14 protein-coding genes are annotated in these 16288 nt (G+C 74.6%); 5 read left to right on the forward strand and 9 right to left on the reverse strand.

The genetic code is table 11. From position 1 onward, the window contains the following. Positions 1 to 2: 2 nt before the first annotated feature. The 4 genes from AB0B97_RS17440 to AB0B97_RS17455 all read right to left on the reverse strand — a co-directional run bounded on the left by AB0B97_RS17440 (position 3) and on the right by AB0B97_RS17455 (position 5053). A complete protein-coding gene (locus tag AB0B97_RS17440; protein WP_357494569.1) occupies positions 3 to 743 on the reverse strand; it encodes a DUF3152 domain-containing protein in 741 nt (246 codons plus the stop codon). 172 nt (positions 744 to 915) lie between these two features. Then, on the reverse strand, positions 916 to 1767 hold the full coding sequence (locus tag AB0B97_RS17445) for a DUF3152 domain-containing protein (RefSeq protein ID WP_357494571.1): 852 nt from the start codon (positions 1765 to 1767) through the stop codon (positions 916 to 918). Between the two features lie 5 nt (positions 1768 to 1772). Continuing rightward, a complete protein-coding gene (locus AB0B97_RS17450) occupies positions 1773 to 2747 on the reverse strand; it encodes an alpha/beta hydrolase (RefSeq protein WP_357494573.1) in 975 nt (324 codons plus the stop codon). Positions 2748 to 2770: 23 nt separating this feature from the next. Further along, a complete protein-coding gene (locus AB0B97_RS17455) occupies positions 2771 to 5053 on the reverse strand; it encodes a hypothetical protein (RefSeq protein ID WP_357494960.1) in 2283 nt (760 codons plus the stop codon). Positions 5054 to 6580: 1527 nt separating this feature from the next. On the opposite strand from AB0B97_RS17455, the gene AB0B97_RS17460 reads away from it, so the two are divergent. Continuing rightward, positions 6581 to 7219, forward strand: coding sequence for a TetR/AcrR family transcriptional regulator (locus AB0B97_RS17460; protein WP_039909051.1), 639 nt, complete (start codon positions 6581 to 6583; stop codon positions 7217 to 7219). A 62-nt stretch (positions 7220 to 7281) separates the two neighbouring features. Beyond that, positions 7282 to 7509, forward strand: coding sequence for a DUF3107 domain-containing protein (locus AB0B97_RS17465; protein WP_030329796.1), 228 nt, complete (start codon positions 7282 to 7284; stop codon positions 7507 to 7509). A gap of 76 nt (positions 7510 to 7585) precedes the next feature. Here the strand turns inward: AB0B97_RS17465 and AB0B97_RS17470 are convergent, their stop codons facing one another. Then, a complete protein-coding gene (locus AB0B97_RS17470) occupies positions 7586 to 8236 on the reverse strand; it encodes a ferritin-like fold-containing protein (protein WP_357494575.1) in 651 nt (216 codons plus the stop codon). A 317-nt stretch (positions 8237 to 8553) separates the two neighbouring features. Between AB0B97_RS17470 and AB0B97_RS17475 the strand changes: the two genes are divergently transcribed. Both AB0B97_RS17475 and AB0B97_RS17480 read left to right on the forward strand, forming a co-directional pair. Continuing rightward, complete coding sequence (locus AB0B97_RS17475) at positions 8554 to 10242, forward strand: DEAD/DEAH box helicase (protein WP_357494577.1); 1689 nt, start codon at positions 8554 to 8556, stop codon at positions 10240 to 10242. 90 nt (positions 10243 to 10332) lie between these two features. Further along, positions 10333 to 11487: an SAM-dependent methyltransferase gene (locus AB0B97_RS17480; RefSeq protein ID WP_357494579.1), complete on the forward strand. Its 1155-nt coding sequence runs from the start codon at positions 10333 to 10335 to the stop codon at positions 11485 to 11487. Between the two features lie 137 nt (positions 11488 to 11624). Here the strand turns inward: AB0B97_RS17480 and AB0B97_RS17485 are convergent, their stop codons facing one another. Continuing rightward, positions 11625 to 12065, reverse strand: coding sequence for a hypothetical protein (locus AB0B97_RS17485; protein ID WP_234591561.1), 441 nt, complete (start codon positions 12063 to 12065; stop codon positions 11625 to 11627). A 240-nt stretch (positions 12066 to 12305) separates the two neighbouring features. On the opposite strand from AB0B97_RS17485, the gene AB0B97_RS17490 reads away from it, so the two are divergent. Next, positions 12306 to 12722 carry a helix-turn-helix domain-containing protein gene (locus AB0B97_RS17490; RefSeq protein ID WP_357494581.1) on the forward strand — a complete coding sequence of 139 codons (417 nt, stop codon included), beginning with the start codon at positions 12306 to 12308 and terminating at the stop codon, positions 12720 to 12722. A gap of 141 nt (positions 12723 to 12863) precedes the next feature. Here the strand turns inward: AB0B97_RS17490 and AB0B97_RS17495 are convergent, their stop codons facing one another. From AB0B97_RS17495 to AB0B97_RS17505, 3 genes are all read right to left on the reverse strand, one after another. After that, the gene (locus AB0B97_RS17495) at positions 12864 to 13796 is read right to left on the reverse strand and encodes a hypothetical protein (protein WP_357494583.1); all 933 of its coding nucleotides are present in this window, start codon (positions 13794 to 13796) and stop codon (positions 12864 to 12866) included. Further along, on the reverse strand, positions 13789 to 14019 hold the full coding sequence (locus tag AB0B97_RS17500; RefSeq protein ID WP_234591564.1) for a heavy metal-associated domain-containing protein: 231 nt from the start codon (positions 14017 to 14019) through the stop codon (positions 13789 to 13791). Before AB0B97_RS17500 ends, AB0B97_RS17495 begins: the two co-directional genes overlap by 8 nt. A gap of 133 nt (positions 14020 to 14152) precedes the next feature. Next, complete coding sequence (locus AB0B97_RS17505) at positions 14153 to 16282, reverse strand: DEAD/DEAH box helicase (RefSeq protein ID WP_357494585.1); 2130 nt, start codon at positions 16280 to 16282, stop codon at positions 14153 to 14155. Between the last annotated feature and the right edge of the window lie 6 nt (positions 16283 to 16288).

Below are 16288 nucleotides of genomic sequence, written 5' to 3' on the forward strand. Positions count from 1 at the left end.
GGTCAGGGGACCATGTCGCCGGCGTAGCGACGGCCGTCGAGGTAGGGCCAGGCGTTGGCCACGCAGCCCTTCAGCCCGTACGTCTGCTGCTGCATCACCGGAGCGGGCTCCCCCGGACCGGGGCATGCCTCGTGCTCCTCGCCGAACTCGTGGCCGACCTCGTGGTTGATGACGTACGTGCGGTACGTCTCCAGCGGGGCCCCGTAGTCGGGCACCGCCTCCTGCCAGCGGGCCAGGTTGATGATGACCTGACCGGGCAGCCGGCACGAGGTGTAGCGCTCGGTGGTCAACCCGCCCTCGGCGCACATCCGCTCGGACGTGACCGGGGTGGCGAGATAGATCGTGAAGTCGGCCTGGTCGACGTCGGCCACCCGCTGCACCCGCAGCTCGCGGGAGGCGATCCAGCTGCGCGGGTCGGCCAGCACCTCGTCCACCCGCGTGGCGAACGCGTCGGCGTCCTGGCCGCTGCCCCGTTCGACAACCACCCGGTAGCGGCGCAGCGGTCCGTCCGTACCGTGTACTGACGTCCCCCCGTCGGCGACGGTGAACCGTCCCGCGCCGACCGACGGGTAGGCGCTGGGCACCGGGTGGACCTCCCCGCCGCCCAGCCCCATCCCCTGGGTCGGGGCGGGCGGTACGTCGGCCGGCGGCTCGTCGCCCCGCGTCGCGGTCACACCGACGGCGGTGGCGGTGGCGGCCACGAGCAGGCCGAGCAGCAGGCTGCGGCGTCGGCGGCGGCGCATGCGCACGAGCGTGGGACGCGCGTCCTCGTACGCGGACCGGTCAGGCGGCTCGGGCGGGCCGTAAGGGGACGACGGCGTCATGGCGTCCAGCCTGCCAGATTATTCGGGCAATTCTCCGCTTTTGGCTTCTATTGCCGCAATAGGTCTTCTGGGGGGTGGCGGACCGGATGGGTCAGAGAGCCGGGCCGGCGTAACGCCGACCGTCGACGTACGGCCACGGGTTGACCCGGCACCCGTTGAGAAAGAGCGTCTGCTGCATCATCACCGGCGCCGGACGCCCCGCGCCCGGGCAACGCTCGTGCCGGTGCCCGAGCTGGTGACCCACCTCGTGGTTGACCACGTACGTCCGGTAGACCGCCAACGGCACGCCCGCCGACACGAAGTGCGGCACCGACAACCGCCACCGATCCAGGTTGATGATCACCTGGCCGGGCGCGCGGCAGGAGGTGTACGGCCGCCCGCCGATCCGGATGTCCACGCCACCCTCGGAACACATCCGGCCCGCCGTTCGGGCGGTCGCCAGGTAGACGGTGAAGTCCCGGGGAGCGGTCCCCGGCACCTGCTGCAACCGCAGCCGGCCGCTGTCGACCCAGCTGCCCGGCCCGGCGAGCGCCACCTCGACGGCCTGAGCGAACGCGGCGATGTCCTCGTTGCTGCCCGACTCGACAGCCACCCGGTAGCGGCGCAGCTCGCCCGAGCGGCCCAGCACCGGGCCGGTGCGGTCGTCGTGGCCGAACCGGCCGGTGCCCGCGGTCGGCACCGCGCCGGGCATCCGCAGGACGGGCGACGGGCTCGGCGACGGACTCGGCGACGCAGCGGTTGCGGTTGCGGTCGGCGACGGATAGGCCGACGGCGGCAACGGCCCGGCCACCAGCGGCGGCCCGATCTCGTCGGCGGTCAGCCGATCCGGTGGCACGCCCGGACCCTCGGCGATCACGGTCAACGCCGCGCCGACCGCCAGCACCAACGCCACCAACTGGGCGATCAGTGCGAGGCGACGGCGGCGACGAGCGGACCTGAACATCCCGGTCAGCCTGCCAGATCGGACGGCCGGGCGGCGTCCTCCGTTTCGGCGAGCAGGCCGACCACCGCCCGGGCGACCAGCCGGGGAACCTCCAGCTGCGCCACGTGACCGACGCCGTCGAGCATCAGCAGGCGGCTGTCCGGAATGACCCGGGCGGTCTGGGGTGCGACGCGAACGTCGACCAGCCTGTCCTGCCGGCCGCCCACCACAAGCGTCGGCGCGCGCACCGCCCCGGCGAGCCGCCACAGCGAGCCCGCCCCCGGCAGGTACGCCCGCAGGAAGGACGAGACCAGCCCCCGGAACGTCCGGACGTACGCGGCCGCATAGTGCGCCGCCTCGTACCGCACCCGGATCTCCTCCAACGCCTCGGCCCGGCGCTGATCGCAGATCCGGCTGAGGTCGGCGACGCACGCCTGGAGCACCTGCTCGGCCATCACCTCGGGCGCGAGCTGGGTGAGATGCCGGGCGACCAGGCGCTCACCGCCGGGAATGGCCAGCACCGGCAACATCCGGCCCTGCAACGACCGCCGGAAGTCCAGAAACGGCAACGCCGGAGAGATCAGGGTGAGGGTGCGCACCAGGTCCGGCCGAAGCCCCGCCACCTGGACCGAGACCGCGCCGCCCAGCGAGTTGCCGAACAGGTGCACCGGCCCCCGACCGGAGTGCTCGATCCACCGGATGACCAGGTCGGCGAAAGCCGAAATCGTGTACCGCCGGCCCGGCTCGCTGCGGCCGAACCCGGGCAGGTCGATGGCCTGGCCGTCCAGCCGGTCGGCGAGCAGCCCGGCCAGGTCGGTCCAGTTCTGCGACGAGCCGCCCAGCCCGTGCACGTACAACGCCGGTTCCGCGTCGACGGTCGTCGCCGGAGTGTCCCGCACATAGGTGGCGACGCCGTCGAGGCGGACCTCCCGGCCCGGCCACGGCGGCGGTACACCCACCTCGGGGAGGAGATGGTCCGGCCAGAGGGAGGCGCGCTTCATCCTCCCAGTCTGCCTCGGACCACTCAGGACAGCAGCGCCTCCAGCCGACGGTTGACCGCCGCCAGCGTCGCCCGGACCACCGCCTGGCGCGGATCGCCGGCCACCAGCGCCGAACCGGCGAGCTGCTCGACCCAGCCCTCGCAGACCAGCAGCACCACCACCGTGGCCACCTCGCAGTTGCCGAACGGCACCACCGCCGCGTGCTCGACGAAGCAGCGGCCACGCTCGGCGTTCTCGGCCCCGCGCAGCAACTCGTCCACGGCGGCGGCCGCGGCCACCGCGCAGAGACGCAGCACGTAACCGTCCACCGCCGGCCCGGTCGCGTACCCGGCCGCGCTGTCGTCGCCGGCCAGCAGCCGCACCTCCACGTTGGCGTCCAGACCGAAGGTGCTGACCTGCACGTGGTCGATCACCACGCGTGGCCCCGGCACGCCGCCGGTGTCCAGAGGCCGGGAAGGCGCCGACTCCGTCGTGGTCACCTGACCGCCGGAGTACGACGTACCGACCGTCGCCGGGCTGCCGGTGGCTCCGCCGGTCGGCGCGGCCGAGACCGATCCGGGTTCCTCGACTGTGGCGCGGCCCCGGTGCGGGGCGCCCGCCCGCCGTCGACGCGCGGCGTCCGGCCCGGCCCACTGCTCCGGGCCCGTCGGCGTGGCCTCGGCCCGACCACCCGAGGACCGAGCGACCGAGGACGACTCGGCGGTACGCGGTTCCGCGCCGGTGTCGCGCGGCTCGGCGGGCCGTGCCTCGACAGATCGCGGTTCGACGGGACGCGGCTCGGCAGTTCGTCGCTCGGTGGCGCGCGGCTCGGCCGGTCGTGGCTCGGCTGCGCGACGGCGGACCGGCGGGGCTGGCGTGGTGGGCAGGCCGGGCACGTTCTGCGGGGCGGCGGCCAGCCCCATCCGTTCCTGGAGGAGCCGGGCCACCTGTCGACTCACCTCGGCCGGATCGGCACCGTCGGCCAGGTCCAGTCGCAGGCTGTGCGCGCCGGCCGGCGTACGACGCAGGGCGGCGTCCCGAACGCCGGCCACCTCCCGCACCGCGTCCAGGATGGCGTTGACGTCGAACCCCTCGGGACGTTCCCGCAACGGAGCGGGCTCGTCGTCGCGGCGCAGGTGGGTGGCGATGCGAGCGAGTTCGGGGGTTTCGGCGGGTGGCTCCACGGCTGGCGGCTCCGGCACAACGGGCACGTCCGGTTCCGCGGGGACGCGCTGCGGCAGCACCGCCGACGTGTCGGGCCGTCGCCCGCCGTCGGCGGGCTCGACCGGCGACGCCGGGTCGGGGGCGGATCGGCGAGCCGCGTAGGGAGGGGCGGACGCGGGTGACGGCCGGTCGTGACGCCCGGGGCCGCCGGTGGCGGAGGCCGGACCGGCACCGGCCGAGGGCGGGAGGCCGGCGAGGGAAGGACCGGTTGCCGGCGGGGCGGCAGCGGCCGGCTCGGCGGGCGACGGCTCGGGCGGCTCGGGGGTCGCCGGTCGGAGTCGGAACGGCGCGGTCGGCCGGACCGGGCCAGTCGACTCGCCCGCGTCGCTCGCCCGGGGAGCGACCGCCGGCCGGGTGGCCGGCCAGGAGGGACGCTCGGCCGGAGCTGCGGGGATGCGTCCCTCGGACCAGTCGGGTCGCTCGGCCGCCACGGGTGTCGGCGATCCACCGGCCCAGGAGGGCCGCTCGGTCACCGGACGGACCGGTGCCGCAGGTGGCGGCGCGTCGGTCACCGTCGGCGGCGGGCCGGCGGGCGCCGGCGGCGGATCGGCCGGCACTGGCGGATCGACGGGTGCCGGGCCCGCCCAGGACGGGCGCGTGCTCGCCGGTGCGCCGACGGGCGTCGGATCGCCGGCCCAGGACGGGCGCGACGGCGGGACGCTTGTCGGCGTCGGGTCCGGGCCGCCGGCCCAGGAGGGGCGGGGCGGCGGCGGTGGGAGCGGCGATGCGGGGCCGGCCCAGGACGGGCGCGACGGCGGGGCACTGGCCGGCGTCGGGTCCGAACCGCCGGCCCAGGAGGCGTGGTCAGCGGCCGGCGGACCACTCGTCGGCTCGGCACGGGCGGCGGCACCGCCCGACGCGGACCCCCCGGCCCACGATGGACGCTCGACGGCCGGCGGGCCACTCGTGGGGGCGGACCCCCCAGCCCAGGAGGGACGGTCAACGGCCGGCGGACCACTGGTCGGCTCGCTACGGACGGCGTCGCCCGATGCGGACCCCCCGGCCCACGACGGACGCTCGACGGCCGGCGGCCCACTCGTGGGAGCGGGGCCACCGGACCAGGACGGGCGGTCGACGGCGGGCGACGCGGTGCGCGGGGGCACGGGAGGGCCGCTGGTCGGGGTGGGGTCGGTGCCGGCCGCGCGAGGCGACGGGTCGGCCGCCGCGCTGACCGGGGCCGGCGCGGCCCAGGACGGACGGTCGGCGGGAAGCCCGCTGGTCGGCTCGGGCGCCGGCCCACCGGCCCAGGAGGGCCGCTCGGTCGGCTCGGGCCGGGAGACGGCCGGCGGCACGGTGATCGGAATCGGGGCCGGCCGCTCACCCGCCCAGGACGGGCGCGTGGGCGTGCCGGGGTCGGCGTCCGCCTCGGCCCGGGGCGCGTCCCGGGTGACGTCGTACGCGCGGGGCGGCTCGGCCGGCCCCGGCTCGTATGGCCGGGTCGGCTCCGCGCGCACCGGCTCGTACGGCTGGTGGGGCTCGGCGACCCAGCCCGGCGCGGACTCGTCCCGCGCCGGTCGGCCGGCCGACTCGCCGTCCTGGCGGGACCAGGGCGGTGCCCACCCACTGCCCCAGCTCGGGCGGTTCCAGCTGGGCCCGGACCAGTCCGGCTCGATGGAGGGCGACTCACCCGCCCGGTGCGTGTCCCCGCTGGGGCGCTCCGGTTCCGCGTCGTCGCCGCGCCCGGAGGCACGCCCCGACTCGGCCGACGCCTCGGCCGGGGGCGGGGCCTGCCAACCACGCGGAACGGCAGGTTGATCGTCGACGGCGGGCCGTTCGCCGGTGGGCGCGCGCAGACCGGGCGGCACCTCGAAACCCGAGGCGGCCGTGCCGACGGGCGGCACCTGGATGGAGGCCGGCGCCGTGCTGGGCAGACCGGGGTCGGCCCAGCGGACGCCGCGCGGCGCGGCAGGGTCGGTGGTGGAGTGCCGGGCCGGGCCGGTGTCGGCCTCTGCCGTTCCCTGCTCCCCGACCGGCGCGGGACGCTGGGCGGGCACCACCAGCCGGCCTCCGCCCACGTCGGGCCGGTCGTCGGCGGCCCGCCCGGGCGGCGCGCTCACCGGTGTCTGGCGGCCCGATGGGGCCCCGCCGCCGAGGTGCGCGACGCCGTTGATCTCCGCATCGCCGTGGCGGGCGCCGTTGGTCTCGCTGTCGCCGCTGCTGTCGCTGTCGATCTCGGCCTCGTCGTGGTGGACACCGTTGGTGTGGTGACCGTTGACCCGGGCGGGGCGCTCGGGGTCACCGGTCAGCCCGGGCAGAGGCGCCGGCAGGTCGCCGTGCCTCGTGGAGGAGGCACGCCAACCGGACGCGGGGGGCCGCTGCCACGGTGGTGCCTGCTCCCCGGCCGCCTCGCGCTCGGCAGACGGGGACCACCCGCCCGTCGAGGGCGCCCACCCGCTGCCGGAGCGGCCCGGGTCGTCGTGCTGACCCGTTCCGTCACCGTGCTCTCCCGGGGTGGCGGCTCCGGGTTGCCCTGTTTCACTCACCGCGCGCTCCTTGGTCGCCCTCGCTGAGGCTACCGTGTGGGGAGAGTGGCGATAAGTTACAGCGGCGGGCCATTTCCACGACGCGGTCGAGGGCCGCCCCGGTCTGGGGGGAAAATGCCGGCCCGTACGGAGAACTCGGAGGATCCCATGACCGCTGTGGGGAACGGCGCACAAACCGCTGGCAGGCCCACCCGCCTGCCCCGCTCCGCGCGCCGTAAGCAGCTGCTCGCGGCGGCGCAGGAGGTATTCGTCGCCCAGGGCTACCACGCCGCGGCGATGGACGACATCGCCGAGCGGGCCGGGGTTTCCAAGCCGGTGCTCTACCAACACTTCCCGGGAAAGATGGACCTCTACCTGGCCCTGTTGGACACGCACTGTGACGCCATCGTCGCTCAGGTGCACGAGGCGATGCGCGGCACCAGCGACAACAAGGAGCGGGTCAGCGCGTCGGTGCGCGCGTACTTCGACTTCGTTGATCACGAGAGCGAGGCGTTCCGCCTCGTCTTCGAATCGGACCTGCGCAACGACCCGGCGGTGCGGCAGCGGGTGGAGCGGGTCGAGCAGGGCTGCATCGCGGCGATCACCGACACCATCATCTCCGACACCGGCGTGAGCCGGTCGCACGCCGAGCTGCTCGCCTCCGGGCTGGTCGGCGCGGCGGAGACCGCCGCGCAGTTCTGGCTGGCCGGTGGCCGGCAGGTGCCGAAGGCGGAGGCCGAGGCTCTGGTGGCGGCGTTGTCCTGGCGGGGCATCGCGAGCTTCCCGCTGCAAGGTGAGTCAGCCTGACCGTCGACCCCGTGATCGGATAGCCTTCGCAGGGCGGTTATCGCCCCAGTTGAGGAGGCACAGTGGAGGTCAAGATCGGCGTGCAGTACGCGCCGCGCGAGCTGGTTCTGGACAGCGCGCAGTCGCCGGCCGAGATCGAGCAGATCGTGACCGACGCCTTCGCCGGCAACGGCGGCACGCTCTCCCTGACCGACGAGAAGGGCCGGCGGGTCATCGTTCCGGTCGAGAAGGTCGCCTACGTCGAGATCGCCGAGGCGTCCCCGCGAGCGGTCGGTTTCACCGTTCGCTGACCGGTCCGGCCGTCGCGGCAGGTCGGCGTTTGCAGGCCACCTGCCGCGGGCCGGTGCCGCACCCGACGGGTGACGGTCAGTTGTTCAGTCCGGCGACCGCCATCCGCGCGGTGTGGGCGGCGGTGAGCCTGGAGAACAATCCCGGCACGTCGACCCGGTCGCCCCGCGCGATCAGCGCGGTGAGTGCGGCCCGTTCGGCGGCGACGTGGCCGGCCTGCGACAACGCCTCGCCGACCAGCCGCCGGGCCCACATGGAGAGCCGACCGGCAACCCGGGGATCGGCGGCGACGGCCACCCGGATCTCGGCGACGGCGAACTCCGCGTACCGGGAGTCGTGCAGCACGTCCAGCACCAGCGCCCGGTCGGGCTCGTCCAGCGCGTCGGCGATCTCCCGGAGGAAGTCGTCGGTGATCGCGTCCCCCACGTACGCCTTGGTGACCACCTCCGCCCAGTCCCGCGGCTCGGTGGAGTCGTGGTACGCCTGCAACGGCCGCACGTACGGCGTCATCGCCTCCTCCGGCGGCACACCCAGCGCGGTGAGCCGGTCGGCGAGCCGGCGGTAGTTGCCGATCTCGGCCGCGGCCATCTGGCTCAGCGCGGCGCGTCGATGCAGGTCGGGGGCGAGTCGCGCGTCGCCGGCCATGCGTTCGAAGGCGAGCAGCTCACCGAAGGCGACCAGGCCCAGCAGGTCGGCGACGGCGGGACCGGGGGTGGTCGGCGCGGACACGAGCGCAGGCTACCGTGCGGGGCCGGCGCCGGGTGGCCCGTGCGGGGCACGAACGAGCACCCGAGCAAGTGTGGTGCAGGTCACATTCGACCGCCCCGCGTGGCGGCTGGCCGACCGGGAATCGGGACGTGAGCTTGCCTGTTCAGGTAGCATAGAGCAGTTGCCGTGGGCGCCGATCTGATCGAAGCTCAGCCCGCGGCGCGCGTGCGGCCCGGTCCGGCTCGGCATTCTGCCGCCGACCGTGTGGCCCGCGTCATACCGAACGCGCCCTGAGGACGAGACGGGGCGCACCCACGAGAGGGCACCCCCACATCCACATGAGCGAGCTGACTCAAGATCTGATGGACGGCCAGGAACTGGCCCCCACCGCCCCGGTCCGACCCGAGGCTCCCACCTTCGCGGCCCTCGGTGCCCGCGAGGAAACCGTCGAGGCGCTGGCCGCCGCCGGCATCACCCGCGCGTTCGCCATCCAGGAGTACGCGATCCCGATCGCGCTGCGCGGCGTCGACCTGATCGGCCAGGCACCCACCGGCACCGGCAAGACCCTCGGCTTCGGCGTACCGCTGCTGGAGCGGGTCTTCGCACCGAGCGAGGGCAGCGACGGCGTCCCCCAGGCGCTGGTCGTCGTCCCCACCCGTGAGCTGGGCATCCAGGTCGCCAAGGATCTGGCCGCCGCCGGCCGGACGCGCGGCGTCCGGGTGCTGCCGATCTACGGTGGCGTGGCGTACGAGCCGCAGATCGACGCGCTGCGCAAGGGCGTCGAGATCCTGGTCGGCACCCCGGGCCGACTGATGGACCTGCAGAAGCAGAAGCACCTCCGCCTGGACCGGGTGCACGCGCTCGTCCTCGACGAGGCAGACCGGATGCTCGACCTGGGCTTCCTCGACGACGTCGAGAAGATCCTGGCGATGCTTCCGGAGGACCGGCAGACGATGCTGTTCTCGGCGACCATGCCGGACCCGATCGTCACCCTGTCCCGGCGGTTCCTGCGCCAGCCGATGACGATCCACGCCGGGCACACCGCCGAGACCGGGCCGTCGCCGCAGACCCAGCAGCTGGTCTACCGCACCCACTCGATGAACAAGGTCGAGGTGGTGGCGCGCATCCTCCAGGCCGAGGGGCGCGGGCTGACCATGATCTTCACCCGCACCAAGCGGGCCGCCGACCGGGTCGCCGAGGATCTCGACTTCCGCGGGTTCGCCGTCGCCGCGGTGCACGGTGACCTCGGCCAGGGCGCCCGTGAGCGGGCGCTGCGGGCGTTCCGCGCCGGCAAGATCGACATCCTGGTCGCCACCGACGTGGCGGCCCGTGGACTCGACGTCACAGGCGTCACCCACGTGATCAACTACGACTGCCCGGAAGACCAGGACACCTACACCCACCGCATCGGCCGTACCGGCCGGGCCGGGGCGACCGGCGTCGCGGTGACCTTCGTCGACTGGGACGACATGCCCCGCTGGCGGATCATCGACAAGACCCTCGGTCTGGAGATGCCCGAGCCGCCGGAGACGTACCACACGTCGCCGCACCTCTACACCGACCTGCACATCTCCACCGAGGTCAGCGGCACTCTGCCCACTGCCGAGCGCACCCGGGCCGGGCTGTCCGCCGAGATCGAAGAGGACCTGGGTGGGACGACCCGCTCCCGCCGGGGCGACAGCGGCGGCCGGGGCCCGCGACGCGGTGAGAGCCGCGGCGACGGCCGGGGTGAGCGCCGTGGCCGCGGCGACGGCCGCCGGGACCGCACCGACGCCGGCACGCCGGCTGCCGAGGCACCCACTGACACCGCCGGCGACGAAGCCGGCCGCACCCCGCGTCGCCGGCGTCGCCGCCGCGCCGGCGAGACGGTTGCGGGCGAGCCGACCGCGGTGATCTCGGCCGAGGCGGCACCGGCAGAGCCGGCCGCCGCCGCCGTCGAGGGCGAGGCATCGAAGCCGCGCCGCCGCCGGCGCCGCCGTGGTGGCGGTTCCGGCGCGGGTACGCCGGCCGAGGCGACCGCGGACTGACGCAGCGAGATTCACCCGACATCCCCCGGCACCGCCTCAGCGCGGTACGGGGGATGTCGCCTTCCCACCCCACCTGCCGAAGATGGAACGATGCCGGAACCACTGGATGCCGCCCTGACCGAGGTTCGTGCACTGCTGCTCGACCCCGCGCTGACCCGTGCGGTGGCCGCCGGGCGCCGTCGGGGACACCGACCCACTGTCGTGCGGGCCGAACTGCGTCCGGTGACGCTCAAGGCCGGCCCGCGGTTGCAGATCGCCACGTCCGACGGCGCGCGCCCGCACACCCGCAACGTCGCCCCCGGTCCCGAGGCCGCCGTAGCGGTCGACGAACTCCTGGCCGAGCCCTTCGGCAACTGGCACGTGGAGACGGCCGACGCGACCCTCCAACTGCGGGTGACCAAGTCCGGTGAGGCGCAGGTGCACCGGGCCGCGGCGACGCGACCGGCGGCGACGCCGAGTGGCAACGACCGGGCCAAGGAGTACCTGCTCGATCCGGGCGATGAGATCTTCGCGGAGATCGGCGGCTCGGCGGCCAAGCGCCGCCAGGTCGACGCGTTCCTGCGCGCCCTGGCCGCGACCCTGCCCGCCGATCTGACCGGCCCGCTGCGGGTGGTCGATCTGGGCTGTGGCAACGCCTACCTGACCTTCGCCGCGTACCGCTACCTCGCCAACCGTGGTCTCGACGTCGAGCTGATCGGCGTGGACGTCCGGGAGGACCAGCGACGGCGTAACACCGAGCTGGCGCAACGACTGGGCTGGGCCGACAAGGTCAGCTTCGTCGCGGGCACGATCGCCGAGGCCGTTGTCGACCCCGCCCCGGATCTGGTGCTGGCGCTGCACGCCTGCGACACCGCCACCGACGAGGCGCTGGCCCGCGCGGTGCGCTGGGAGGCCCGCTGGGTGCTCGCCGCGCCGTGCTGTCACCACGACCTGGCCAAGCAGCTACGCGCCCAGCCGACCCCCGCACCGTACGAGCTGCTGACCCGGCAGGGCATCCTGCGCGAACGCTTCGCCGACGTGCTCACCGATGCGCTGCGCGCGGGGCTGTTGCGGGTGCACGGGTACCGGGCCGAGGTGGTCGAGTTCGTCGACTCCCAGCACACGCCCCGCAACCTGCTGATCCGAGCCCGTCGTAGCGGCAGCGGCGACCCCCGAGCGGCGGAATACCGCGAACTCGTCGACCAGTGGCGGGTCACACCCCGGCTGGAGACCCTGCTCGCCGCCGACGAACCGCCCGCCGTCTAGGGGACCCGACGCCTGGCCGGCGGTACGCCGACACAGTCACCGCCGCGCCGGCGCCTGCGGTCGCCGCCGGTCCGGTCTCAGCGTCGGCGACCGCCGTTGCCGCGATCTCAGCGTCGGCGGTCGCCGTTGACCCGGTCTCAGCGTCGGCGGTCGCCGTTGCCGCGATCTCGCCCGCCGGAGCGGTCGAAGACCGACACCCGGTCCCCGCTGTGGCGCAGGGCCGAGCGGTCGTCCTCACCGGCGCTGCTCGGGAAGGGCACCACCTTTCCCGAACTCTCGGCGTTGCCGGCGGCCGTGAACGCGTTCCAGGAGATGTCGACGAGCAGCTTCTTCGTCTCGGCGTGCCGGATGGCGGCGTTGCGTTGCAGCGCCATCCGGGCACCCAGCACCACCGCGGCCAGCGTGGTGGTGATCGCGCCGGTGGCGGCCAGCACGTCGAGACCGGTCGCCGCGTTGGTGCGGAGCACCAGGACCAGCAGCCAGATCCAGAACCCGGCGGCGAAGACGCCGGCCTTGGCGACGAAGAAGAGGCTCACCGCACCGGGCTGGTACGGCAGCGGACGGCTCGATTCGGCCATGGTGCTCCTCGGCGGTGGTCCGGGCGATCGGCGGCACGCGCGCATGCGCCGTGCCGGGACGGGCACCGAGCTTAGTGGAAGAGCGACGATGATCGCTGGGTGCCGGCACGAATACTGCCCGACGCGGAGTCTCATCGGTGGGACAGTTTGTGCGGTCAGTCAGTGGTTTCCGGTCCCGGGCGTACTACGCTCGGAAGGCGCATCTTCCCAGTGCTCGGCCGGGAGGGAAAGACATACCGGATGGGTTCCGCAGACGTGTCACCGCAGATGGCGTTCGCCCGCTTCGTCCGGCGTGCCATCGACGACGCTCGCGACGAGCGCGGATGGACAGTGACCGATCTTGCCTCGCACACGGGCGTGGGCCGTTCCACCGTGTTCCGTTGGCTCGCCGGTGACTGGCAGGATTACCCCGAGTTGGCCAAGGTGCGCGGCTTCTGCGCCGCACTGGATCTGCCGGTGGCTGCCGCGTTCCGCGCGCTCGGGCTGCCGGACGCGGGGTCGGCGCCGCGGCGCCGCAGCGATGACGGCCCGGTCGAGGCCGACGTCCGGGCCATCCTCGATCGCCTGGCCGATCCCACCGTCCCAGCCGAGGAGAAGCACCACATCCGCGACCTCCTCCGCTACCTGGCCCGCCGCCCAACCCGCCGAGCCGGCTAACCCCAACCCCAACCCCAACCACGGGTTGATCATGAAGTTATTGCCGCGACACGCCCGCGCGAGTGGCAATAACTTCATGATCAACCCGGGTGGGCGGGCCGGGTGGGGGCCGGGGGGCGCGGGCCGGGGCGCGGGCCGGGGTCAGGGGACCGTTACGGTGAACTCGGCGGTGTGGACCTTGTCGGCTACCTGGAAGTCGAGGTAGAGGCGGTAGCGGCCCGGGCCCGGGGTGGTCAGCCAGAACTTCACCTGGCCGTCGGCCAGCTCCGGTTCGGGGTGCACGTGCAGGTAGCCCAGGTCGCCCTCGCGCAGCGCCACCAGGTGACCGTACGCCCCGAGGTAGCGCTCCAGCACCGCGTCGCCGTCCACACCGTCGATCCGGAAGGTCAGCGGCACCGTGACACCGACCTGCGGGCTGCCCTGGTAGACGACGGTGAACCCGTCCACAGTCGTCGAGGTCGCCGGGGCGGGCAGCGGACGCGGCTCGTACGTGCCCGGCACGACCAGGTCCACGCCGAGGGTCAGCGCGCTCTGGCCGCCGTTGTCGGCAACCACGGTGAAGTCGGCATACGCCCGCCAGACGCCGGGCTGCGCGAGGGTCACCGGCACCGTCCAGGTGCCGTCCGCCGCCATGGTCGGGTGCAGGTGCTGGTAGCCCGTCAGGTCCCGACGGACCACGATGAGGTGCATCGGCTTGTCGTGCACGACGGCGAAGCGGGTGACCGGGCGGCGTTGCACGTCGCGCACCTGAAAGCGCAGCTGCCCGGGGCGGCCGGCCGGAAACTCGGTGGCCAGCGGGACGAGCGTGTATCCGGCCGAGCTGACCGACAGACCGCCGGGCTCGGCGGCCGCGCCCTGGTCGGCGCCGGTCATGGACCCGTGGTCGTGGGCCCCGGTGCCCGGCGGGTGGGTGTGGTCGGCGGTCAGCGCCGCGGGGCTGCCGCCGCCGGTGGTGGCGGTGCCGTTCATGCGACCGAGGCCGAACCCGAGCAGCACGGCGAGCACCAGCCCGCCGACCACGAGCGCCAGCCGGACCGTGCTCCGGTCCGGCGCGGCGGGGGCCTGCTCAGGCACCGCCAGCGTCCAGCACGTAACCGGCCTCGTCGACGGCCGCCCGCACCGACTCGTCGGGCAGCGGGCTGTCGCTGGTCACCGTGGCGGTGCCGGAGGCCAGGTCGACCTGGACCTGCCGCACACCGGGCAGCGCCGACAGCTCGTCGGTGACCGCACGCACGCAGTGCTCGCAGGTCATGCCGGTGACGGCGTACGCGCGGGTCACGTGCTGCTGATCGGTCATGCCGCCACCGTACCGCCGCGCCCGGCCAGCCCTGGCCGACGCCGGGGCGGCGTGGCGACCGTCGCAATCCGCGCGGCCCGGGAACTTTCCGCCCCGCAGCCGTCCACGGACCTCCGCGATCGCGAACGGCGGCTCAGCCGGCCACGGCCAGAGCGAGCGGGAGCACGTCGGGAGCACCGGCCCGCCGCAGCGCGCGGGTCACCATGGTCATCGTCCAACCGGAGTCGACCAGGTCGTCGACGAGCAGCACCGGCCCCTCCAGCGCGGCCAGGGCGTCGGCCAGGTCGGCCGGCACGGCGAAGGCGTCGTGCAGGGCGCGTACCCGCTGGGCGCTGTTGCCACGCGGCCCGCCGGGGCCGTCCGGACCGGTCGGGGTGACCGCGCCGAGCAGTGGCAGCCGGCCCACGGCGGCGATCCGCTCGGCCAGCGAGCCGACCAGCCGGGGCCGCCGGCGGGAGCCCACCGCGACCACGCCCACCGGGCGGCGGGGCCACGGGTCGTCGCCGTGCGCCCACGCCTTGAGCACCTCGACCACAGCGCCGGCGACGTCGTCGGGCACCGGCACGTCGGGCGCCTCCGGGCCGACCAACTCCCGCAGCCGGCCACCCCAGCCCAGGTCGGAGAGGCGCCCGACGGCACGGCCGGGCAGCGCCTGCTCCGCGGGGGCGATCCGGCCCTTGAGCGGTACGCCCACCGCGTCCAGCCCGGTCGGCCAGAGCTTCTTCGGGGCGATCTCCACGCCGGGGCGACCCAGGAAGGTCTGCGCTGCGGCGAGCGCCGCCGTCGACACGTCGGCGGCGAAGAGCGGGTCGGCGCACCTGTCGCACCGGCCGCAGTCGGTCGCCTCGGTGTCGTCCAGGCGTTCCCGTAGATACCGCATTCGGCAGTCGGACGTGGTCGCGTACTCCCGCATGGCCTGTTGCTCGACGGTGCGCGCCTCGGCGACGCGGCGCAACCGGGCCTCGTCATAGACCCACGGCTCGCCGGTGGCGAGCCAGCCACCGCGCACCCGGCGGACCGCGCCGTCCACGTCGAGGACCTTGAGCATCAACTCCAGGCGGGTCCGGCGCAGGTCGACGAGGGGTTCGAGGGCCTGGGTGGAGAGCGGACGGTCGGTGTGCAGGGCGGCCAGCACGGCCCGGACCTGCTGCTCGGGCGGGAACGCCAACGAGGCGAAGTAGCGCCAGATCGCGGCGTCCTCGACGCCGGGCAGCAACAGCACCTCGGCGTGCTCGACGGCGCGGCCGGCGCGGCCGACCTGCTGGTAGTACGCGATCGGCGAGGGTGGTGCGCCGAGGTGGACGACGAAGCCCAGGTCGGGCTTGTCGAAGCCCATGCCGAGGGCGCTGGTGGCGACCAACGCCTTGATCTTGTTGTCGAGCAGGTCCTGTTCGGCGGCCCGCCGGTCGGCGTCGTCGGACTGCCCGCTGTACGAGGCGACCGGATAGCCCCGGGAGCGCAGGAACTCGGCCGTCTCCCCCGCTGCCGCGACGGTGAGCGTGTAGACGATGCCGGACCCGGGCAGCTCGTCCAGGTGGTCGGCGAGCCAGGCCAGCCGGTGCGACGGGCTGGGCAGGTCGAGGACGCCGAGCCGCAGCGACTCGCGGTCCAGCGTGCCGCGCAGGACGAGCGCGTCACCCAACTGCTCGGCCACGTCCTGGGTGACCCGGGCGTTGGCGGTGGCGGTGGTGGCCAGCACGGGCGTGCGCTCCGGCAGGTTGGCGAGGAAGGTGCGCAGCCGCCGGTAGTCCGGCCGGAAGTCGTGCCCCCAGTCGGAGACGCAGTGCGCCTCGTCGACCACCAGCAGCCCGGTGGTCGCGGCCAGCTTCGGCAGCACGCCGTCGCGGAAGTCCGGGTTGTTGAGCCGCTCCGGGCTGATCAGCAGCACATCCACGGCACCGGCCTGGATCTCGGCGGTGATCTCGTCCCACTCGTCGAGGTTGGCCGAGTTGATCGTGCGAGCCCGGATGCCGGCCCGCGCGGCGGCCTCCACCTGGTTGCGCATGAGCGCCAGCAGCGGCGACACTATGACGGTGGGGCCGGCCTGGTCGCCCTGCCCACTGTCGCGCAGCAGGGCGGTGGCCACGAAGTAGACGGCGGACTTGCCCCAACCGGTGCGCTGCACGCAGAGCACCCGCCGCCGGTCGACGACCAACGCCTCGATGGCCCGCCACTGATCCTCGCGCAGTCGGGCGTGCTCACCGGCCAGCCGGCGCAGCACCGCCTCGGCCCGCTCCCGTACCGCCGCCCGTTCGTCGCCCATCCGGCA

The organism is Micromonospora sp. NPDC049004 (assembly GCF_040649315.1).
Classification (GTDB): Bacteria; Actinomycetota; Actinomycetes; order Mycobacteriales; family Micromonosporaceae; genus Micromonospora.